This window comes from Rhodopseudomonas palustris, assembly GCF_013415845.1.
GTDB lineage: Bacteria > Pseudomonadota > Alphaproteobacteria > Rhizobiales > Xanthobacteraceae > Rhodopseudomonas > Rhodopseudomonas palustris_F.
The window spans coordinates 3,710,983-3,731,248 of the sequence record NZ_CP058907.1 but is presented as its reverse complement, the minus strand read 5'-3'; the positions used below and the strand labels follow the sequence as shown (position 1 = coordinate 3,731,248).

The following is a 20,266-nucleotide window of genomic DNA, read 5'->3' as shown; positions in this document are numbered from 1 at the left end:
CCCGTCATTTCTTTACTTCCTGCCAGAAGCGATCGAGGCAGTGACGCTTGAGCGTCATGAACGCATCGCCTGTGGTGACGGCGCGGTCGCGCGGCCACGGCAGACCGATCTCGACGATTTCGGCGACCTTGGTCGGGCGCCGCGTCAGCAGCACCAGCTTGTCGGCCTGCTCGATCGCCTCGTCGAGGTCGTGCGACACCAGCAGCATGGTGGTCTTCGTCTTCATGAAGATCTTCTGCAGCTGCTCGCGCATCGACATCGTCATCTCGTAGTCGAGCGCCGAGAACGGTTCGTCGAGAAACAACACCTCCGGCTCGGTCACCAATGCGCGCAGGATCGACACCGTCTGCTGCTGCCCGCCCGACAGCGTGTAGGGATAGGCATTGAGATCGATGCGGATCTCGAACTCGGCCAGCAGCTTCTCGATCCGCCGCTTGCGCTCGGCGCGCGGTACGCCCATCACCTTGAGTGGGTAGTGGATGTTGTCGATCGCCTTCAGCCAGGGAAACAGCGCCTCGCGATAGTTCTGGAACACGTAGGAGATTCGCGTCTCGCTGATGCGCTGGCCGTCATACAGCACCTCGCCGGCGTCCATCGGCATCAAGCCCGAGATCATGTTGATCAGCGTGCTCTTGCCGCAGCCGTTCGGACCGAACACCGAGATGAACTGGCCGAGCGGCAAGTCCAGGTCGAAGCCGTCGTAGATGACGGCGTCGTTGAACGTCTTGCGCAGGCCGCGGATCGTCATCTTCGCCTGCCGACCGGGCTTCGCGGCGGGGGGCGTAGGGGCAGTCTCGGTCATCGGCTCCGGCCGCAATTGGTGGATGCTGCTCGGGCTCATTCGCCGAGATCCGCCTTGGTCAGCAGCTTCTCGCGAACGTTGATCGGCCCCGGCACCACGCCTTCGGCAACGAATACGTCGACCAGCGCCTGATAGGATTTGACGTCGGTGTCGTTGAGATCCTTGAAGCCGCGCAAGTAAGGCTGCGCCACCAGATCGAGCTGATCGGCCTTGATCGGCGTGTAGGCCGGCAGCACCGCCTTGTATTTGTTGAAGTCGGCGTTGACGAGGTCGGTGGCCTGATCGATCACCGCAACGACGCGGCGGGCGACGTCGGGGCGCTCGGTCATGAACTTGGTCGTCATCACCGAGGCGCCGGAGTAGAACGGATCGGCGATCACGCTGGCGACCGGATTGGTCATCGCGCGCTTGGCCTTGCCGGAGGCGACCGCGATCGAGCCGACCGGCTCCAGCGACAGCGTGGCGTCGGCCGTGCCGCCGACCACCGCCGGCACCTGCATCGCGACCGCGAGGTCGACCAGCTTGACGTCCTTGTCGGGATCGAGGCCCGCCGCCTTCACCATATGGCGGGAGATCGTCCGCCACTGGATGCCGGGCACGTGGCCGAGCGTCTTGCCTTTGAGATCGGCGAAGCTCTTGATGGTGCTGTCCGGCTTGACGATCAGCCCGTCATTGATGCGGTCGACCTTGATGCCGCCGCCCTGCAGCCCGAAGACCTTCAGCTTGCCGGGAAACTTTGACTCCGCGATCATCGCGATGCCGGCGGCAGCGCCGGGCGGGCCGAAATCGGCGCGGCCGGCGATCAGCGCGTCGATGATCTGGTTCGGCGATTCCATCTTGGCGGAGTCGATCTCGATGCAGGCCTTCTCGAACAGCTTCTGATCGAGCGCGACGTAGTAAGCGGTGGTCTGCATGATCGGCAGCCAGGCCGCAGTGACCTTGTCCATCTTGTCGCAGGCCGCCTGCGCGCCGCCGATGGTGGAGAGCGCAGCCGTGAGCGTGGCGGCCAGCAGAAGTGATTTGGACATCGTCGTCTCCTTGTGAACGAGGGCAGCGGTGCGGATCATTTGCCCGACCAGTGGATGATCGAGCGCTCGATAAACAGCAGGATCAGATTGAGGCCGTAGCCCATCGCACCGGCGATCAGGATCGAGCCGTACATGTCGGTGAGCGAGTAGGAGATCTGCGCATCGATGATGCGGTGGCCCATGCCGTCGGTGGCGCCGATGAACATCTCGGCGACGATGATCACCACCAGCGCCAGCGACACCGCCGTGCGGAGTCCGATGAAGGTCTGCGGCAGGGTCTCGAAGAAGATGACGTCGCGGAAGATGCGCAGCGAGGACGCGCCCATCGACCGCGCGGCGAGGATGCGGGTCTGCCGCGCATTCATCACGCCGTAGGCGACGTTGAAAACGATCACCAGCCACGCCGCGAATGCCGCCACTGCGATCTTGGCGAGATCGCCGAGCCCGAACAGCAGCAGAAACAGCGGAAACATCGCGGTCGCCGGCGTCGAGCGGAAGAAGTCGACGATGAACTCGACCGAGCGATACACCGCCGCCTTGGCACCGAGCACGATGCCGACCGGAACGCCCGCGACGATCGCAATCGCGATCGAGTAAGCTACGCGGACCATGGTGTGCCAGAAATCCTTGGTCATGCTGCCGGACCAGATCGCAGCAGCGGTGTCGCGAAGGGTGTCGACCGGGGAGGGCAGCAGATCCTTGTTGACCCAGCCGCCACGCGCGGCGAGCCACCAGACGCCGAACAGCAGCAGCGGGCCGACAGCAAGTTCGGTCGCGCGTCGCAGCCTTGCTGTGGTGGCTTTCGAGATGGCTGTTTGCACGGCGCTCTCCTGCTGATCAGGTCGAAGTCGTTAGTTAGTTCGCTCATCATCGCTGACGGCGGCGGGATGAAAATGACGAATTGTGCAACGCAATGTGCAAATCTGCATATTCAAATCGGCGGGACGGGCGATCAATCTGTAATCATACACTGTCGAGATTGTGGGCAGTCTGGCGCCTTCCGCGGCTTCGCAAGGTGCAGCGTCCCGATCTCGGAGACGACGAGACATCGCGTGCGGAGCTATTCGTTCGCGGAGCGGCGGCAAGTTCGTGGTGGCACGCGGACGGCTGTGGCTGGGCGAGTTTCCGCCCCGCCCGTGGAGCCTTAACGAAACGTCAACGAACTCAGCCGGTTATGGTGAACCCTTTGTTAAGGGGCATGGTTTATTGATCGTTTATGAGAGGCGCCGAACAGGCGTGAGGTGAAGTTGCGTCGGCCGGAAGTGTCATGATTGTTCGGCAGTTCATCAGTTGGATCCGTCACGCACCGGCCGGCGAACGTGCCGAAGCCACCCGCGCTCTCGCCCGCGCCTGGTTGATTTCCGATCTCACGATCGACGACCGCATCGCCGCCGAAGGCGCGCTGCTGCTGATGCTGGATGATCCCGCTGCCCAGGTGCGGCAGGCGATCGCCGAAGTGTTCGCATCCCATCCCGACGCCCCGCCGACGATCGTGCGCGCACTCGCTTCCGATCAGGCCTCGGTGGCGCTGCCGGTGCTGGAATTCTCGCCGCTCTTGCTCGATGCCGATCTGGTCGACATCGTCGCCACCGGTGACAACGCCGTGCAATGCGCGGTGGCGCGGCGTTTCCAACTGCCCGCCGCGGTGTGCGCGGCGATCGCCGAGGTCGGCTCACCCGCCGCAGCGCTGGAGCTGATCGAAAACCCGCACGCCGAACTGGCGCCGTTCTCCTGGGACCGCATCGTCGAGCGCCACGGCCATCTCGCCGCGATCCGCGAGTCGATGCTGGCGCTGCCCGATCTGCCGGCGGCGACGCGGCTGGCGCTGGTGGCGAAGCTGTCCGACACCTTGCAGCAATTCGTGGTGGCGCGCGGCTGGCTCAGCGCCGACCGCGCCGCGCGCGCAACCGGCGAGGCGATGGATCGCTCCACCATCGCGATCGCGGCGCGCGCCCGCGGCGCCGACATGGCGGCGTTGATGCGGCATCTGTGCGAGACCCGCACGCTGACCGCGGGACTGATCCTGCGCGCGCTGCTATCCGGCAATCTCCTGCTGGTCGAACACGCGCTCGCCGAGCTCTCCGGCACTGCGCCGGCGCGGGTCGCGGCGCTGCTCGCCGACGGCGGCCGCGCTTCGCTCAATGCGCTGCTCGGCCGCGCCGGGCTGCCGGAAACCGTCTTCCCGGCGTTCCGCGCCGCGCTCGCCGCCGAGCGTGAGATCGGCTTCGTCGCCAATGAATCCAGCGCCGCACGGCTCCGCCGCCGCATGGTCGAGCGGGTGTTGACCCAGTGCGAGACCGATCCGGATGCGGCCGGTCCGCTGTTGATCCTGCTGCGCCGCTTCGCCACCGAATTCGCCCGCGAAGAAGCCGCCGCGCTGCGCGACGAAGTGATCGCCGAAGAAGCCAGCTGGCGCTACGCGCCGGTCGCGGCGTAGGTCCAATCCCTGTCGCATTGCTACACGCACCAACATAGTTAGCGCTGAACCACTCCGCCTCGAGTCATCCCCGCGCAGGCGGGGATCCATATCCCCTGGCTTCGCAAGTGAGGGAAGGTGGCTGACGCAGGGCTTCAATCGAGATGCTGCGGCGTATGGGTCCCCGCCTACGCGGGGACGACATGTTGATAAGCGATGCCAGATAGCTGGTCGACGAGGTGCGGAGGCTCAGACGCGACGGGTTTGCCGCGCGGGAAGCGCTGCGCGGCGCCCCGGAATGACAAACCATTACTCGTCCGGTGCGATGCTCGGGGCGAAGATGGCTTCGAGGTGTTCGGGGCGATCGCGGTTGACGGCGGCGAGGTAATCGTCGGCGACGCCGCGCAGCTTGCGGTTCAGCGCGCGTTGCACTTCGGACTTCTGGCCGCCGGCGCCTTCGCGAACGATCGCCTGGATCGCGGCGACGTGGTTGGCGATCAGTTCGGCCGGGACTTTGGCGAGATCGGGCGCGTGCTCGATGATCCGGCACAGGCTGGCGGCGGTCGCGGCCGCGGCCGGAAAGCCGAAGGTGGCGGCGTCGCCCTTGATGTCGTGGGCGGCGCGAAACAGTGCGGCGCGGCTGTCCTTGGTGACGCCGTCACGCACCAGATCGGCATGGGCGGCGGCGAGCCGCTGGCATTCCTCGGCCATCCAGTCGCCGAACTCGCCGGACAGCGACGCCAGCGCGGCTTCGGCGCGTGCCACCGGATCGTCGGCGGTCTCCGCTGGGGCGTCCTCGGCCAGCCGCCGCATCGCGCGGCGCAGCGGGTTGGCCTGGGTGATCACCTGATGGGTCGGGAAGGTCGCGACCTGAATGTCGCCGGGGCGTGGCTTGCTCATGGCTGTCGAAACGCCTGCTAGGTGTTGACCCGGGCCTTATCGAGCAGCGACGGCTGCTGGATGATGTCCGCTTCGCCGCCGTGGCGCCGCTCCGGGCCGATATAGCCGGCGGTGGTGTTGCGGCGGCGGTCGGGGCCGAAGTAATTGCGGGTGCGGATGAACGGGCGCGGGCTCGCCACCACGTTGAGGATGCGCTGATACAGCCCCTTCGACGAGATCGGCTTGGCGAGGAATTCGGTGACGCCGGCATCGCGCGCCAGCGTGACGCGGCGCTTTTCCGAATGCGCGGTCAGCATGATGATCGGCGCATACGGATTGCCCTTGGCCTCCGGCTGCCGGATCATCTGCGCCAGCTCCAGCCCGTCGAAGATCGGCATCTCCCAATCGGTGATCAGGATGTCGGGCGAATAGTGGCTGTACATTTCCAGCGCGGTGGCGCCGTCTTCGGCCTCATAGACTTCGCGGGTGCCGAACGAGTGCAGCAGCGTGCGCAGGATGCGCCGCATGTGCGGATTGTCGTCGCAAATCAGGAAGCGCAGCTTGTTGAAGTCGATCCGATACATGGCCCGGCCCGGGAGCGCTGTGCGCCGATAAACGTTGCGTTAACGATAGCGGCGCGTCGTTAAGGAAGGGTTGAGGGCCCCGGGCGGGCAGGCCGCCGGCGAGGGGGCGACTTTCGGCTGCGACCGGATATCGCACCTTTGGCGAATCCGGCGCTGCGAGATCGCAGTGGCGGTGGAACCCGAAATCGTGCCGACTAGGGACTGTACTGATTCGGATGGCGCGCATGACCACGACCACCCCGCATTGCCCGACCTGCAACCTTCCGCTGGAGCTGATCGGCAATCGGCCGCTGGTGCAGGGCTATCAGGTGCGGGAATACAAATGCACGACCTGCGAGGCGGTGACCCACCGCGCGATGCCGTGGGACCACTCGCTGACCGAGCCGCACGGGCCGTTCTATCACGAGTAGCTTCGATGCGATCACGCCCCGCACCGGCCGGACCGTCCGCGGCACGATCGCTCCCCGACATCCCGCTTGCTGATAGAGGTCGCCGCAGCGCACGTCGCTCGCGCCGCCTAGCAGTGCGTCACGCTTGACGTGTGCTCCCTCGTTGCGCTGCACTGCACAACAGATCGCTTAATCAGCGATTATCCATCGCACACGACAGACGCATCGAAGCGGCGATCGGTTGTTCCCGGTCATTCATGATTATGATTCCGGCGCCTAGCATCATGTATCGTTCATGCAGCGACGCAGCCGGCTGTCCCAGCCGGCCTGCGCGCCACGCGGCCCGTCTGCCAGCGGCCGTGCTCATCAAGGAAAGGGACGACCATGGGTGACGACGTCGTAGCGTTCGCAGTGTTCACGCTGATCTGCAGCGCGTTCCTCGCCGGACTGATGTTCAACTACACCCGCCGCATCAACCGTCTGCGTAGCACCGTCTCCGCCCTGACCACCCTGACCGAGCTCGTCCCGCAACCGGTGCCGGTGCGCAGCAAGAAGGGCTGATCGCCCGACCTGCGTTTTTCGCGCGGCGCGGACAACCTCTCCCCAAGTCATTCCGGGGCGCGCGCAAAGCGCGCGAACCCGGAATCTCTTGTCGCGCACGGCATGACCATGCGCCCCGTCGCATCATAAATCCCACATCCTCCGTCTCTGATTGCTTTGTGATCGCGCCACGGCGCAGAGTCGTTCGCGCGGCGTGCCGTTGCTGCTATCACGCGCGGGGCAGACCGGTGCCGGCCCGCTGGAGCAGCAGACGGAGGCAAAGCATGGCAGTCGACAAAGTAGCCCTGATCACCGCGGGCGGTAGCGGCATGGGAGCTGCGGCGGCGCGCCGGCTGGCCGCGGACGGCTTCCGCGTCGCGGTGCTGTCGTCGTCTGGCAAGGGTGAAGCGCTGGCGCGCGAGCTCGGCGGCTTCGGCGTCACCGGATCGAACCAGTCGAACGACGATCTGAGGCGCCTGGTCGATCAGGCGATGGCGCAGTGGGGCCGCATCGATGTGCTGGTCAACAGCGCCGGCCACGGCCCGCGCGCGCCGATCCTCGAGATCACCGACGAGCAGTGGCATCAGGGGCTCGACGTCTATTTCCTCAACGTTGTCCGCGCGACGCGGCTGGTGGCGCCGATCATGCTGCAGCAGAAGGCCGGCGCCATCATCAACATCTCGACCGCCTGGGCGTTCGAGCCGAGCGCGATGTTTCCGACCTCGGCGGTGGCGCGGGCCGGGCTCGCCGCCTACACCAAGATCTTCGCCGACCACTACGCCGCCGACAACGTCCGGATGAACAACGTGCTGCCCGGCTGGATCGACAGCCTGCCGGCCACCGAACAGCGCCGCGACACGGTGCCGATGAAGCGCTACGGCACCAGCGCCGAAATCGCCGCCACCATCGCCTTCCTCGCCTCCGACGGCGCCGCCTACATCACCGGGCAGAACATCCGGGTGGACGGCGGCCTGACGCGGGCGGTGTAACGGGATGCGGCTAGACCCGCAACTATTCAGGGACGGCAACAGGAGTTGCACCGCGCGGCCTCTCCCCACGTCATTCCGGGGCGCGAGCAACGCTCGCGAACCCGGAATCTCGACAGAGGTGTAAGGCGGGTAGTCACCTCAGGCTGCGCGCAAGTAGCGAGCCGGCGGGCTTAGTACCCAAACTGCTCGCTCAGAATCCGCTCTTCCAGGCTGTGGCCCGGATCGAACAGCATCCGCATCGCGATGGTCTTGTCGGAAATCACTTCGACGCGGCGGACGTCGCGGGCTTCGTCGTGGTCGGCGACGGCGGCGACCGGGCGCTTGTCGACTTCGAGCGCGTCGATCACCACGTAGGCGGTGTCGGGCAGCAGCGCGCCGCGCCAGCGGCGCGGGCGGAACGCCGAGATCGGGGTCAGCGCCAGCAGCTGGGCATTGATCGGCAAGATCGGTCCCTGCGCCGACAGATTGTAGGCGGTGGAGCCCGCCGGGGTCGCGACCATGATGCCGTCGGCGACCAGCTCGCTCATCCGCTCGCGCTCGTCGATCGAGATCCGCAGCCGCGCGGCCTGATGGCTCTGGCGAAACAGCGAGACCTCGTTGATGGCGTGATGGATGTGCACCTCGCCGTAGATGTCGGTGGCGCGCATCAATAGCGGATGGATCACGGTCTCGCGCGCGGCGGCGAGGCGGGCGCGCAGATCGACCGTCGAATACTCGTTCATCAGGAAGCCGACGGTGCCGCGATGCATGCCGTAGATCGGCTTGCCGCTGTGCATCTGCTGATGCAGCGTCTGCAGCATCAGGCCGTCGCCCCCGAGCGCGACCACGACATCGGCCTCGTGCGGCTCGGCATTGCCGTAGAGCTGCACCAGCTGTGCCATCGCGGCCTGCGCCTCGGCGCTGGTGGAGGCGACGAAGGCGATGCGGTCGGTCGCGATGCGCGGCGATGCGGGGCGGGGCGAAGGGTCGCGGCCTTGCCGCGCGAACGTGCTCATCGAAAGCGGCCTCTGACGGCGGCGGTCAGCTGACAGGCGATCATGGTGCCGGCCGCCTCTCACCGTCGCCGGTCTATACGACCTGCCGAGGGGTGTCGAGGCGAGCAGGCGAGGAGGCCGGTGGCGCCAGCGCGGTGCCAGCGTGCATGACCAACAATTCATGCTGATGAACGGAAGCCATCGGCGGCCGTCAGGTGCGGTTCAGTGCCGCGGATCTAGGGTTGGCACCGTGATCGAGCACCCGGCCGCTCCGGCCCCGCGTTCGGATCAAGCGAATTTCGAACCGCCTCTTGAAGGAGACCCACCATGATCAAGACCCTGTCCGCCGCGCTCGTTGCCGTTTCGATGCTGGCCGCCCCGGCGCTCGCCGCCTCGGCCGACAAGACCCCGGCCGCGCCGGCCACCACCCAGACCGCGCCGGCCGGCAAGACCGCGCAGGCCGCTCCGGTGCAGAAGCAGGCCGGCAAGCATCACGCCCAGCGCCACGTCGGCAAGCACCACGCCTCCAAGCATCACGCCAAGCACCAGGCGATGAAGCAGCCGGTCGCCAAGCAGCATCTGTCCAAGGCGTCGATCCGCCACATCGCGCCGAAGCGCGGCTGATCTTCAGCCGTCCCAACGCCCGCCGCGCCGCGCTTCCCCTCGCGGCACGGCGGGCGATTGATTTCGCCGCCCGGCGCGCTATTGCATGAGGCATGCGCCGTCCCGCGATCCCATTGCCGACCTCACTGCGCCCGCTGCGCGCCGCCTTGACGCTGCCGCTCGCGGCGCTGCTCGGCGCCTGCGCGATCGGCGGCTCGATGTCGTTCGATACCGATCCGCCGCAGCCGTTTCCGGTGAACTATCGCAGCGAGATCCCGGCCTTCCTGCGCACCTATCTCAACAACCCGTCGGGCCTGCGCGATGCCGCGATGGCCGAGCCGGTGCAGCGCCCGGTCGACGGCCGGGTGCGCTGGGTGTCGTGCCTGCGCTTCACCCCGCGCGGCGGCACGCTGCAGGACATGGCGATCGTCCATGTCGACGGCCGGCTCGACCGCGTCGCGCCGCACGCCGGCGAGCTGTGCACCGGCGTCGTTTATGCGCCGTTTCCCGAGCTGGAAAAATTGTCGCGCTGATCCCGACCGGATCGCAATCTGCCGCGACTAATCTGATGCCGGCCTGGCAGGGACGGGTTCCCGAGTGTTGCGGCGTCGTCACAGTCCTGCTGAATGATTGCTACGCCGTCGCCATCGGGCAACCAAACGATTGCCATGCTGTTTTGAGCACATCGGAACGCATCGAAAGAGGGACGACGATGAAGACGATGAAGAACACTCTGCTCGGCGCAGCGGCGGTGATCGCGCTCTCCGCTCCCGCCTTCGCGGCCGACCTGCCGCCGCGCCCCTACACCAAGGCCGCGCCCGCCTACACGGCGCCCGAGGTGGTTTACAACTGGACCGGCTTCTATGTCGGCGGCCACGTCGGTGGCGCCTGGGCCGGCGATAACAACATCACCGGCAACTCCGGCCGCTTCTTCGGCGGTGTCCAGGGCGGCGCGGACTATCAGTTCGCCACCAACTGGGTGATCGGTATCGAAGCCCAGTATAGTTGGATGTCGTCGAACAACACCGGCGTGATCTTCCCCGGCGGCAGCACCGCGACCGAAGATACCCGGGGCCTCGGGTCGGTCACTGGCCGACTCGGCTACGCCTGGGGGCCGACGCTGGTTTACGCCAAGGGCGGTTACGCCTGGCGCGACAGCGATCTCAGCGTCGCGTCGCTCGGCGGCGTGCCGTCCGGCTACACCACCAGCGGCAGCCGCAACGACGGCTACACGGTCGGCGCCGGCCTCGAATACATGTTCGCGCCGAGCTGGTCGGCCAAGGTCGAGTACCAGTACTACAAGTTCGGCGACACCACCTTCACCGGCGGTCCGGCGGACGTGGTCGGCACCTCGTTCCGCAACGACGAACACACCGTCAAGGCCGGTATCAATTACCGCTTTGGCTGGGGTGGTCCGGCGGTTGCCAAATACTGATCGGGGACCGGCCAAGTCCCTCTCCCGCCTCACGAATCGTAGCTTCAAGGCCGGCCTCAGCGTCGGCTTTTTTGCGCCAGCCGGAAGCGGGCCGGGAGTCGGGAATCGAAGGTTAACGAGGGTTAAATCCGGCGAAAAATATCGCTTGGGACTCCACGGCTAGAATCACCCGATGGTCCGGTCATGACATCGGGTTCCAACATGACGACGATCCTGAAAACCCGCATCGATAGCGCTCCGTTCGGCCTCACCCTGGCATTGCTGGGGGCCTGTGCGGTCAATCTCACCGTCCTGGTGCGGTGGCTGTGAGCGCTGGAATGCCTGCCGCCGCCGCGGTTGACCGGCATCAAAGCCGGCCCGCGCCGTGCAGCAATAATCGCGCAAGTTGCGGCGCCGCGGATGCGACGCCGCCGAGGCGGTAGCTATTACCGGGCTGCCGCGACCGTCCTTGCGGAGGACTGATCCGATGAGCGAGACCGACTTACTGGTAGTGGCCGCGGCCGGGCTGTCGACCTTGGTGATTTGGCTCGGCGTCGTCATCCAGGGCCGTATCGCCGCGGCACTTGCCTCGCGGCACTGAATCCCGAGCAATGCCAGCCACGCTGTTGGGCTGGCTCTGAACAGAACCGGCGCCACGCGGGCGCCGGTGGTGATTGGCTTGCTCGGATCGAGCGCGGCGAGGCGTGTGCCGCGTCTAGGCGGCTCATGCCGTGCTGAGAAACTGCGCAACCGCTTGCTACACGACCGATGCGGCGGACGACGATCGGCGAAGGGGCATTGTCGATCGCACTCGCTTGGAACGGCGCGGACACGGTGTTGATGGCGATCGCGGCGTGACGGCACGGGCCAGATTGATCCCGTGAACTCCGCTGAGATGCGGTGCAGGCGAGGGCGCTGGCTGCGATCCGTTCAGCTCAGGTTCGAGCCTTCGATCGCCCCAGGCTCGAATGCGGCGGGCTACATCGGCTGCGCGTCGGCCGAGCCGATCACTTTCCACGGCCTGCTGTCGTCCGGCCCGACGCCGAATAGATCGACATGGCCGCAGCGTCGGCATTCGTAGGTCCGATGCTCGTAGCCGTCGGCGGCCGGCGTGTTGCGCGTCAGGTTCGCCGCGGCTCCGCACATCCGGCACGGATGGAAAAAGTAGTCGCGGTGGTGAAACGATCGCATGCCGGATGATTCCCTTCTGGGCGGTGCAACTTAGCTTTGCAGCTCTGACGGGAACGGTATTGAGTTACATCAAGCTCGGCGTAGTTCCAGACGGGAGCTTCCAGGGGGGCCAAGGCTCGGCTCAGATTGCCGTGGTCTCAGCGGGCAACGCCGGCGCTTTGGCGGCTCCTTGCTCCGAAAACCGGTCACATAAGCATACGGAAAATTCGGCATTCCGCTGAAAACGGGCGGCGCCCCGTAGCGCCCCGAGGGTGGTCGCGGCGCTGATTTGTGCGAATGGTTTGCATGGTGCTGTGAGCTGCCGTGGGGAGGCTCACGATCCGGGCGATGCATGGACGCGTCGCACGAGCGGCCGACCCCAATCCTTCATCAACTGAAATGCCCACGACGGCACGTCGAGGAAACAACTCATCATGTTCGCGAACCGGAGCAGCCCGGAGGTCGTCAGGCACGTTCCGCACCGCTGGCTGATCAGTCAGTGGACCCGGATGGGGCGCGCTGCCCGATCCGACCATGGCGGCGTTCGGATTCGAGCCGGCGAGCATCGACCTGACCCGCTCGGTGATCACCCGCGTCGTTCCGATCCGCGATGCGGCGCGCTTCCTGATCCTGCATTTCGGTTCGCAGCTGGCGGAAGCCGTCAGCGTCGACGACGCTCAGGGGCGGCATCTCGACGAGATTCTGGGGCCTACGACCCGCGATCATATCCTCGCCCAGTACGAGCTGTGCCGCCGCGGCCGCAAGCCGGTGTATTCGATCGCCTGCACCACCGACGCCCATGATGTGCCGGTCGAATACGAGAAGCTGCTGCTGCCGTTCATCAACAACCATGGTGAGGTGGTGTCGATCCTCGCCACGACCTTGCTGATCAGCACCGAGGGCCGGTTCGAGCGCGACGGCATTTTCGCCCATGGTGATTTCCCGCCGCCAAGCGCGGTGGTGGTTTATTCGATCGATGTGCCGCGCGAGGACCACCCGCACGCCGTTGCCTCGGTTTGACCGTGCTGGCGGCCGAGATCCGATCCACGCCTGTGGATTTGCGTTCGAACAAGTCCTTCCACCGGCGTCTCCGTATGATTTTGAACCGAGTGCGATCCGCGCTCGCGTTATTCAGAATCAGGGATGCCCGTAGGGGAAAAGGGGTTCGATGCAGGATGAGCTGTTTCGCGTTCTCTATGTCAGCCGAAACCGGATCGAAGGACCGCTCGATCGGCTGTCCTCGGAAATCGCAGGCATCCTCGCCACCTCCCGCATCAACAATGCCCGCGCCGGGATCACCGGGGCGCTGATCGTCAACAGCGGCTTCTTTGCCCAAGTGCTCGAAGGGCCGCGCAGCGCGGTCGAGAAGGTGTTCGAGACCATCCAGCAGGACCACCGCCACAGCGACGTCCAGGTGCTGCTCGCCAGCCCGATCACCGTTCGGGCATTCCCGAACTGGGCGATGGCGTTCGTCGGGCAGTCGCCCCGCCACCAGCACGCGCTGGCCTGGCTTCAGACCGAGACAGGCTTCCACACCGGCCATCTGATCGGCGAGCGGCTCTACACCATCGTGATGGAGATGGCCTATTCCCAGGAGGCGGGCGACGTCGCGTAGCGACCGAGCTTTGCTTGCGAGGGAGATGGTGCCGGCGGAGAGGATCGAACTCCCGACCTTCGGTTTACAAATTTGGGCTCTGTAGGGCTATCGGTTGCGCTCGATGCAGGCAGCGTCTGCCTGATCGCCTTACCGTTCCTCCCTGACTGGCCATCGCTCATTCCCGATCGGCGAACTTTTTGTGCTCAGCATGATGCGTGCGCGTCACCTACGGCCCGAAGGTATCTGCTCGTGATCCGATGGTTTCCTTCACACTCAAATTGATAATTTTTCCATATCCATACGTTCGATCGTAAGAAACGCCGCCTCCCATGTCGAGTTTTTCGATGTGGTCTACCTTAGTGGCATCGCACACTTCGATGTCAAACTGTGCGAAGGAAAAGAGGATTTTCATGTTGTCATTGATCATCGCGAGTAGCTTGTCTGCTTCCTTTGCAGGTACCTTTTGCTCAAGGATGAGAAACCACTCTTCCAATGGTTCCGCCAGTCGCGAGGTGTCGTTTCGTACCGCGGGCTCGGGCAGCTCTCCACAGAAACGCGGGTCTTGATTGTTGGGAGTTGCAAATGAGATTTTGCCACATAGCCCGTGGAGCATCACGGTCCTTCCGGTTCCGTTGAAGACTCGGAGAGTGATCTCGCTGTGGCGATCATCCGCAAGATGGTCAAGACCGATCCTAATGTCGCCGACGTAGAGCCCCTTTCGTAGTGATATCGTGATTCTGGGAGAGCTTGGCTCGATCGATCGCGTCTGTGGTTGGCCTCGATCTGCGTTGCTGGGTTCGCTGGTTTGATTGTGGGGTTGCGTTACTTGGGGGGCGCTTGGCCAAGAGAGCCAAATTAGAAATGACGTTAGAACAGTAGCAAGGGCCGCAGGAACCCACCACGGGGTCGAAAGTACCCATGCCGCGACAGCAGGCAGCCGCTCCGTCAATTGATTGAAGTCATCACCGACGGTGGTTGCTCCGATAAGTGCAATAATCGCCTTAACTGTTGTCCAAGTCCAGAAAAACACCGTTGCAATGAATGTGCCGGTACGTGCAATTCCAAGTCTAAGGCGCACCATGGGTGAGTTTGCCTCTTATCGATTCGGTCGGAGTTTGCAGTTTGTAGTTGGTCAAGCTCAGTAAAATTGAACCCTCTTGAGGGCAATATAGCAATTGTTCAAACCGCCGCTTCGTTGGCGCGGTGATGGTGGCCGGTCACCTCGAAAGCACATGCAGTCCCTATGCGAGCGAAGATCATTGGTCCGTTGTGATCGGCTGCCTGCAGCAGGACGTGGATGGCTGCCTGAACCTTTGGGGGGCTTCTGTTTCGTGGCGTGCAGGGCGGCGATATAGCTGCCGGCCTCGCGCAACATCTTTAGTTCTCTCCCCTCGGAGAGCTTGATCGGCGGGTCAAAGCAATTCGCCCAAGATATCTGCGCTTAACGCCGGTGGATTGCGATCTTCTGCCGTATGGGGCTCGTCATGCGGTCGGGTCCGCCCCCTAGCCGATGAAACGGGACTTTGTGGAGGCTGTTGTCGTGTCAGTTTGGCACGACGTGGATGCAGCCAGGCGTTCCGCATTCGGTGCAGAGCATGGCTCTGCAGACGCGGCGCCATGGCCAATCCGGCGGGAGCTGATCAAGTTTCAGGTTGAGCTGCTGATGCTTGCACCACATGCAGCGGACATGGGCCGTGCGGTGTCCGTCCTCCATCCAGGCGGCAGGTGATCGGAAGGGGGAATTGCTGGTTGGCCTTCGGCCCGTCGGCGCGTCCTGATCGTGCCGCGCTCGGTTGATGGCAATCGGCCCCGCCGGACCGCAATGCGGCCTAGGTTGCGGACCGGCGGGTGCGGCGCTTCAATCTCGTGAGTTTCGTTGGGTTGCCGCCTGTCATTGCTGATTGCGCGAGAGTTGAGAACACACCGGAAACAACTGTGCCTGGTTTCGCGCCCGCGATGATCTCGGTTTGTTTCCGTAATCGCCGGATTTGCCGCGGCCCAAATACTGCGAAAAACGGCTATTAAATGCTAGTTTTCGTGGTGCCGGCGGAGAGGATCGAACTCCCGACCTTCGGTTTACAAAACCGCTGCACTACCGCTGTGCTACGCCGGCATCGGGCAGACAGCTAGCAGCGCCGCCGCAGATCGACAAGACCGCTGCAGATGGTTTCCAAGCTGACGCACGGCGCGCGGATCGAAAGCGCGCGTTAACGACGTTGCGGCGGAACGCATCGGGCGGACCCGAAACCGCGTTCGCGCGTTAGGCTTACCGGTCGCGAGCGGCCGTGCCTTAACCCATCTGCCAGGCTTTTCCCTTACCGTTGGCGCATGTCCGATCCTTTCACCCTTCGGCGTCTGGCCCAGGCGCTCGCGCTGCTGACAGTGACCGCGGCTCCGGCTTTCGCCGAGAGCGGCGGGCGGGCGATCGTGATTCCCGGCCGGCCCGGCGTGCCGATCATCATCAACGGCCGCGATGCGTCCTATGCGACGATCGAAGGCGACTGGGGGCTGGAGAGCGGCAACCACGTGCAGCCGACGATCTATGGCAGCCGCCCGGTGGTGTATCCCGAGGTCGGCCACTATTACCCGGGCTCGAACCGGCTGCCGGGCTATGGCCGGCTGGAGGTCGAGCCTCCGCCAGACCGCAAGCTGCCGAAGCCGGCCGAGAGCTTCCATCAATCCTGGGAAGTGGAATCGCGGCCGCCGCAGCCGGCGCCGCCGACCCCGATGATCGAGCCTCAGGTGCTGATCGCGCCACCGTTCAACGAGCCGCCGCGGCCCGGCCCGCGGCCGTACCGTTGATGGCCGTTTTCCGGCCGACCCCACGATCTCGACGACGACATCGAACAGGAGCGTAGCATGCGTACGATGATTTCCGGGCTGGTCGCGGCGGTGGCCGTGGTGACTGCGAGCGCCGCGCCGGCGCTGGCCTGCGGAGGAGGGCTGTTCGGCAACGGCTGCGGGCCGTGCGGCCCCGTGGTCAGCCCGTGCGGCAATGGCTATGCCACATTCGAAACCGGTTACGGCTATGGCTACGGCACCGCGTCGTTCGAGCGCCTGCCGGATCCGACCCGCTATTATTACGTCAATCAGGGCCCGGCCTATACCGGCCCCGGCCAGTTCGCGCCGCGCCCCTATTACGACGAGCGCGCCGTCTCGGTGTATCGCACCGGCACCGCCTACACCGGCGGCGCCTACGCGCATGCCATGACCCATCAGGTGATCGGCGAGCCGTCTTGGGGGCCGGCGGTGGTGCGCTATCACGGCCGCCACCACGCCCGCGCCTGGGCGCATCGCCACCATGCCGGCCGGCACCAGCGGCACCGCTATCACGGGCCGGTGCATCATCCGCGCTATTGATGGATCGGCATCTTGCCGGCTGAAAAGCGCCCGTCCGCAGCCGATGCGGACGGGCGTTTTGCGTTCTGAACCTTAGCGGCCGCCCATCAGGCCGAGCCTGCTGGCGCCGATGTACAACGCCAGTGCGGCCGCGTTGGAGACATTGAGGCTCTTGATCTCGCCGGGCATGTCGAGCCGGGCGACGGTGTTGCAGGTCTGCCGGGTCAGCTGCCGGAGACCCTTGCCCTCGGCGCCGAGCACCAGCGCCAGCGGCTGGCGCAGTTCGACCGCGGCGAGGTCGTCGTCACCCTCGCTGTCGAGGCCGACGGTGAGGAAGCCGCGGTCATTCAGCTCGGTCAGCGCCCGGGCGAGGTTCTGCACCAGCACCAGCGGCACCAGCTCCAGCGCGCCGGAGGCGGACTTGGCGAGCACGCCGGTGGCTTCCGGGCTGTGCCGGGCGGTGGTGACGATCGCCTGCACGGCGAACGCCGCCGCCGAGCGCAGGATCGCGCCGACATTGTGCGGATCGGTGATCTGGTCGAGCACCAGCACGATGCCGTGCTGGGGGAGGGTGTCGATTCGCGGTCCCTGCAGCGGATCGGCCTCGGCCAGCATGCCCTGATGCACCGCGTCCGGCCCGAGCTGGCGGTCGATCTCCGACGGCCGGACGATCTCCGGCGCGATTCGGGTGTCGATGTTCTCTTCGGCCAGCCTGCGGGCGGCATTTTCGGTCAGCCACAGCTTGCGAAACTTGCGCTGCGGATTGGCCAGCGCCGCCGTCACAGTGTGCCAGCCGTAAAGGATCACGGGCCCGTCGCCGTCGCGCTCGCGGGCTTCGCGGCGGAGCCCGGCAGGGCGGGGCTTGCCGCGGGGCGGGCCATCGCGGCGGGAAAAGCGGGGATTCTGCGGTCTGTCGCTCATGGCGGCGCTTGTCTCATGCCCTCTTGCACAAGGCAATTTCGCTTCGATCGTCCGATATGACGAAGGAGTGTCGAAATCGTCATGGGGTTGGTTGACTTTAGGGGGCCGCATCGCCCATAACCGCGCCGCGTTGCAGGCCCGCCCGCGGGCTCGCTGCGGCTTCCGGTCCCGGTTTTGCCTGCCACAGGCGTTCGGCCGGCGGCACGGGCGGGGGAGTGTCCCGAGTGGCAAAGGGAGCTGACTGTAAATCAGCCGCCTCATGGCTTCGCAGGTTCGAGTCCTGCCTCCCCCACCATCCAGCCGATCGATTTGCCAGCGGTCGATGGTGTTTCCGCACAGCAACAGCGGCGGAGAAGCTTTCAACGACGACGGATTTGGGGGCGGATTGTCCATCGGGACAACCGACCTCTTACGCTCTCCTCAACGTCTAACTCTCCCAGGTAGCTTTCGTGCGCGCAGTTTTCCTGACGGCTTTTGTCCTGGTCGCCGCTGCTGACGCCGCTGTGGCCGGTCCTGTTGTCGGCGCTTCAGCTCCGATGAAGCAGGCCAACGTAACGATCGCGGCACGCGCCGGGGCGAATGTCGATTTCGGCGCCGCCGTTCGCGACATCCTCACCGCCGAGCAGGTCATTCAAGCCGCGTTGCAAACGGGCGACGAGCTGAAACTGGGCGAGCAGTCCAGACGGCTTCTTCAGCTGCAATCGACGCTCGTCGAGGAAACGGAGCCGGGGGACGCGCGTAGCGCGTGCGGGCAGGCTGCCGGTGACCTGTCAGCCGTCGCATCCCTGATGCGGCGTGCTACGCGGGGCGATGAGCGGGCGAAGTCATTGCTGGCAGCTGAAAAGGCCGAGCAGTCCTACCGCGATCATCTGGCAAGCTGTGACAAGGCGATTGGCGCCGCCAATCTCGGTCGCTGAGGTGGCAATAGGCCTGAGAAGACGTCGGATCAGGGGCGGCGCGCACTGGATTGAAGAGGTCGGGTATCTTCTGCCGTTCCGTGATGTCCGGGCCCCTTGCGAATGCGTCAAAGTCGGGAGTCGCCAGCATCTGACATTATCAACATCGAGGGCGATGTCTCGGCTCGCCGATTTGCAACTCCTCCATTCTTAGCTAGGCTCGGGTCGGCTGGATCTGGGAGGATCTCATGAGAGCTTTGATCTTGATTGTTTCCGCCATCCTGTCGATGGCCGGTAGTGCATCCGCACAGAGCGTGGCGCCCCAACGAGATATGTACGGAAATCTGGTCCGTGATCGCGGGTCGAACAACATCAGCCCGGCTGATCGATCCCAAGCCGGCCGAGGAAACGCGAACGACTTCTCGAGCCGTCAAGGGCCGCCGAACAATGCCGGATCGCGGCCGGAAAGGTAGAGGCCTATCCCGAACCGCCGTTTCGTTGCTGCCAGGCTTGTTTGATGGAGGTTTGGGTTACCACCAAATCATCGGGCGGTCTGGGCTACCACAAACGAGGACGTACTCGCGTCCGTAGCGGCGGCTCTTGCCGACCGTCTTGATGCAAGCCGGATGGATCGCCAGGTTGTAGTGGAAGGGCGGGCTGTCGAACGATCCGTGCAGCTTACACAGGTAGGCCCGGTCGGGACCGCAGGTCGTGACGGGATAAAGCCGAGTCCGCGCAGAAGCTGGCTCAGAGACTGCGACGGCTGAACTGCCCAAAATCAGCGAAATGATCGCAAGCTTACTCAAGTTCATATCAGGTCTCCGAAACCAGAATCCGAATTTCCATCAAGTATCTGCCCGAAAAGTGGGCCGCACCGGATCACGCTTGTAGCACAAGGATGGGAATCCAAGAGGCTAATCTTGCGCCGAGAGGCCAAGTGGCAGCTTGGATGTGCGAAGCTGCGTCAGAGGACCAGGCAGATCAGGGCTACCGAAGCTGACCCTGGCATCTGAAAACGTTAGTGAAAACAGGAGCGGGCCTAAAGCACCATTCGAGTTCGACGGGACTGGTACAGCGTCTGCGCGAGCAGGCCGAAAAAATACCCGACCTGGATGGCTGCCTGAGCCGCGAACACGACCACGATCGTTCTTGTGAAGCCGTATCCAAGTCCGATGCAGGTGCCGATCGTCAGGAGCAGCACCAAGGCGAGGGCTTGAAGCAGTCCCACGAGCCGAAATCTCAGTCCTATCAAGAACCCCGCCAGCGCTAAGCCAATAGCCAAATACGCCATTACGGCCTCCCGCGGCTTCCTCCGTCGGCGTGACCCCAGCTCAGTCGAGACGATTGATAGATCATTTGCAGCTCTCCCCCCAAGCGCCTTTCGAGCGCGAATCCCACTTCAGGTGCAGCGATCTGAGGACCTCTCACTCCTGATTGCATGAACATATGACTGTCGAGCGATACTGGGTGGAACTTTGTTTAATTTGAGGAGGGGAGCTCGGCTGGCGAGCTAGGAAAGTAACTGCGGATAGTATTTTCGAAAATCGCCCAGTGACTTAGTGGGTAATCGCGTCTCGGAATTTGCACCTGGACTGAGACTCTGGACGTCGGTGGTTCTGTCCCGCGAGGGCGGGTTGGCCGGCCGTTTCGCGGCAGAGGCGTTCCAAGGGCTTCGGCATAGCTCACACAGGGGCAGACCGTCGCCGTCCTGACCTTAGCGACCGG

Annotated in this window: 24 protein-coding genes and 2 tRNA genes; 14 read left to right on the top strand and 12 right to left on the bottom strand. The window is 64.7% G+C overall.

Annotated elements, in window-relative coordinates; all coding sequences use genetic code 11:
* Positions 1–4: 4 nt before the first annotated feature.
* From HZF03_RS17035 to HZF03_RS17025, 3 genes are read right to left on the bottom strand one after another with little or no spacing between them, the layout of a single operon-like run.
* Positions 5–802, bottom strand: coding sequence for an ABC transporter ATP-binding protein (locus HZF03_RS17035; protein WP_234832200.1), 798 nt, complete (start codon positions 800–802; stop codon positions 5–7).
* 35 nt (positions 803–837) lie between these two features.
* Positions 838–1,830, bottom strand: coding sequence for an ABC transporter substrate-binding protein (locus HZF03_RS17030; RefSeq protein ID WP_119017989.1), 993 nt, complete (start codon positions 1,828–1,830; stop codon positions 838–840).
* Positions 1,831–1,865: 35 nt separating this feature from the next.
* Complete coding sequence (locus tag HZF03_RS17025) at positions 1,866–2,651, bottom strand: ABC transporter permease (RefSeq protein WP_119017966.1); 786 nt, start codon at positions 2,649–2,651, stop codon at positions 1,866–1,868.
* 446 nt (positions 2,652–3,097) lie between these two features.
* On the opposite strand from HZF03_RS17025, the gene HZF03_RS17020 reads away from it, so the two are divergent.
* Entirely contained in the window at positions 3,098–4,267 is a 1,170-nt protein-coding gene (locus HZF03_RS17020; protein ID WP_119017965.1) for a DUF2336 domain-containing protein, read from the top strand.
* Positions 4,268–4,555: 288 nt separating this feature from the next.
* On the opposite strand, the gene HZF03_RS17015 is transcribed toward HZF03_RS17020, so the two are convergent.
* Both HZF03_RS17015 and HZF03_RS17010 read right to left on the bottom strand, forming a co-directional pair.
* Positions 4,556–5,146 (bottom strand): Hpt domain-containing protein, encoded by a 591-nt coding sequence (locus HZF03_RS17015; protein ID WP_119017964.1) that lies wholly within the window; start codon positions 5,144–5,146, stop codon positions 4,556–4,558.
* A 17-nt stretch (positions 5,147–5,163) separates the two neighbouring features.
* Positions 5,164–5,709 carry a response regulator gene (locus HZF03_RS17010; protein ID WP_011158922.1) on the bottom strand — a complete coding sequence of 182 codons (546 nt, stop codon included), beginning with the start codon at positions 5,707–5,709 and terminating at the stop codon, positions 5,164–5,166.
* 224 nt (positions 5,710–5,933) lie between these two features.
* On the opposite strand from HZF03_RS17010, the gene HZF03_RS17005 reads away from it, so the two are divergent.
* The 3 genes from HZF03_RS17005 (at position 5,934) to HZF03_RS16995 (ending at position 7,627) form a co-directional block, all read left to right on the top strand.
* The gene (locus HZF03_RS17005) at positions 5,934–6,119 is read left to right on the top strand and encodes a hypothetical protein (protein ID WP_234832199.1); all 186 of its coding nucleotides are present in this window, start codon (positions 5,934–5,936) and stop codon (positions 6,117–6,119) included.
* Positions 6,120–6,482: 363 nt separating this feature from the next.
* Positions 6,483–6,659, top strand: a complete 177-nt coding sequence (locus HZF03_RS17000; protein WP_011158920.1) for a hypothetical protein — start codon at positions 6,483–6,485, stop codon at positions 6,657–6,659.
* A gap of 263 nt (positions 6,660–6,922) precedes the next feature.
* Positions 6,923–7,627 carry an SDR family oxidoreductase gene (locus HZF03_RS16995; protein WP_119017962.1) on the top strand — a complete coding sequence of 235 codons (705 nt, stop codon included), beginning with the start codon at positions 6,923–6,925 and terminating at the stop codon, positions 7,625–7,627.
* Between the two features lie 170 nt (positions 7,628–7,797).
* Here the strand turns inward: HZF03_RS16995 and HZF03_RS16990 are convergent, their stop codons facing one another.
* Positions 7,798–8,622 carry an NAD kinase gene (locus HZF03_RS16990; protein WP_234803260.1) on the bottom strand — a complete coding sequence of 275 codons (825 nt, stop codon included), beginning with the start codon at positions 8,620–8,622 and terminating at the stop codon, positions 7,798–7,800.
* A gap of 306 nt (positions 8,623–8,928) precedes the next feature.
* On the opposite strand from HZF03_RS16990, the gene HZF03_RS16985 reads away from it, so the two are divergent.
* The 4 genes from HZF03_RS16985 to HZF03_RS16970 all read left to right on the top strand — a co-directional run bounded on the left by HZF03_RS16985 (position 8,929) and on the right by HZF03_RS16970 (position 11,219).
* Positions 8,929–9,225: a His-rich protein BRANT gene (locus HZF03_RS16985; RefSeq protein WP_107345173.1), complete on the top strand. Its 297-nt coding sequence runs from the start codon at positions 8,929–8,931 to the stop codon at positions 9,223–9,225.
* 92 nt (positions 9,226–9,317) lie between these two features.
* Positions 9,318–9,737, top strand: a complete 420-nt coding sequence (locus tag HZF03_RS16980; RefSeq protein WP_119017961.1) for a hypothetical protein — start codon at positions 9,318–9,320, stop codon at positions 9,735–9,737.
* A gap of 188 nt (positions 9,738–9,925) precedes the next feature.
* Positions 9,926–10,639 (top strand): outer membrane protein, encoded by a 714-nt coding sequence (locus HZF03_RS16975; protein WP_042441632.1) that lies wholly within the window; start codon positions 9,926–9,928, stop codon positions 10,637–10,639.
* 466 nt (positions 10,640–11,105) lie between these two features.
* A complete protein-coding gene (locus HZF03_RS16970) occupies positions 11,106–11,219 on the top strand; it encodes a hypothetical protein (protein WP_012496801.1) in 114 nt (37 codons plus the stop codon).
* A gap of 377 nt (positions 11,220–11,596) precedes the next feature.
* Here the strand turns inward: HZF03_RS16970 and HZF03_RS16965 are convergent, their stop codons facing one another.
* Entirely contained in the window at positions 11,597–11,809 is a 213-nt protein-coding gene (locus HZF03_RS16965; protein WP_012496800.1) for a hypothetical protein, read from the bottom strand.
* 513 nt (positions 11,810–12,322) lie between these two features.
* On the opposite strand from HZF03_RS16965, the gene HZF03_RS16960 reads away from it, so the two are divergent.
* Together HZF03_RS16960 and HZF03_RS16955 are read left to right on the top strand one after the other, a co-directional pair.
* Positions 12,323–12,808 carry a hypothetical protein gene (locus HZF03_RS16960; RefSeq protein WP_234832198.1) on the top strand — a complete coding sequence of 162 codons (486 nt, stop codon included), beginning with the start codon at positions 12,323–12,325 and terminating at the stop codon, positions 12,806–12,808.
* Between the two features lie 148 nt (positions 12,809–12,956).
* A complete protein-coding gene (locus HZF03_RS16955) occupies positions 12,957–13,403 on the top strand; it encodes a BLUF domain-containing protein (protein ID WP_012496798.1) in 447 nt (148 codons plus the stop codon).
* A gap of 208 nt (positions 13,404–13,611) precedes the next feature.
* On the opposite strand, the gene HZF03_RS16950 is transcribed toward HZF03_RS16955, so the two are convergent.
* Together HZF03_RS16950 and HZF03_RS16945 are read right to left on the bottom strand one after the other, a co-directional pair.
* On the bottom strand, positions 13,612–14,466 hold the full coding sequence (locus HZF03_RS16950) for a hypothetical protein (RefSeq protein WP_133303227.1): 855 nt from the start codon (positions 14,464–14,466) through the stop codon (positions 13,612–13,614).
* 957 nt (positions 14,467–15,423) lie between these two features.
* Positions 15,424–15,498: transfer RNA gene (locus tag HZF03_RS16945), tRNA-Thr, on the bottom strand.
* Positions 15,499–15,713: 215 nt separating this feature from the next.
* Between HZF03_RS16945 and HZF03_RS16940 the strand changes: the two genes are divergently transcribed.
* Both HZF03_RS16940 and HZF03_RS16935 read left to right on the top strand, forming a co-directional pair.
* Complete coding sequence (locus HZF03_RS16940; RefSeq protein WP_011158908.1) at positions 15,714–16,187, top strand: hypothetical protein; 474 nt, start codon at positions 15,714–15,716, stop codon at positions 16,185–16,187.
* 57 nt (positions 16,188–16,244) lie between these two features.
* Entirely contained in the window at positions 16,245–16,745 is a 501-nt protein-coding gene (locus HZF03_RS16935) for a hypothetical protein (protein ID WP_119017960.1), read from the top strand.
* Positions 16,746–16,817: 72 nt separating this feature from the next.
* Here HZF03_RS16935 and rlmB read toward each other — a convergent pair whose 3' ends face one another.
* Entirely contained in the window at positions 16,818–17,645 is an 828-nt protein-coding gene (gene rlmB / locus HZF03_RS16930; RefSeq protein ID WP_119017959.1) for a 23S rRNA (guanosine(2251)-2'-O)-methyltransferase RlmB, read from the bottom strand.
* Positions 17,646–17,854: 209 nt separating this feature from the next.
* On the opposite strand from rlmB, the gene HZF03_RS16925 reads away from it, so the two are divergent.
* Positions 17,855–17,940: transfer RNA gene (locus HZF03_RS16925), tRNA-Tyr, on the top strand.
* Positions 17,941–18,094: 154 nt separating this feature from the next.
* Complete coding sequence (locus HZF03_RS16920; RefSeq protein ID WP_133303226.1) at positions 18,095–18,562, top strand: hypothetical protein; 468 nt, start codon at positions 18,095–18,097, stop codon at positions 18,560–18,562.
* A gap of 509 nt (positions 18,563–19,071) precedes the next feature.
* Here the strand turns inward: HZF03_RS16920 and HZF03_RS16915 are convergent.
* Together HZF03_RS16915 and HZF03_RS16910 are read right to left on the bottom strand one after the other, a co-directional pair.
* Complete coding sequence (locus HZF03_RS16915) at positions 19,072–19,353, bottom strand: hypothetical protein (protein WP_011158904.1); 282 nt, start codon at positions 19,351–19,353, stop codon at positions 19,072–19,074.
* A gap of 227 nt (positions 19,354–19,580) precedes the next feature.
* Entirely contained in the window at positions 19,581–19,832 is a 252-nt protein-coding gene (locus HZF03_RS16910) for a hypothetical protein (RefSeq protein WP_011158903.1), read from the bottom strand.
* Between the last annotated feature and the right edge of the window lie 434 nt (positions 19,833–20,266).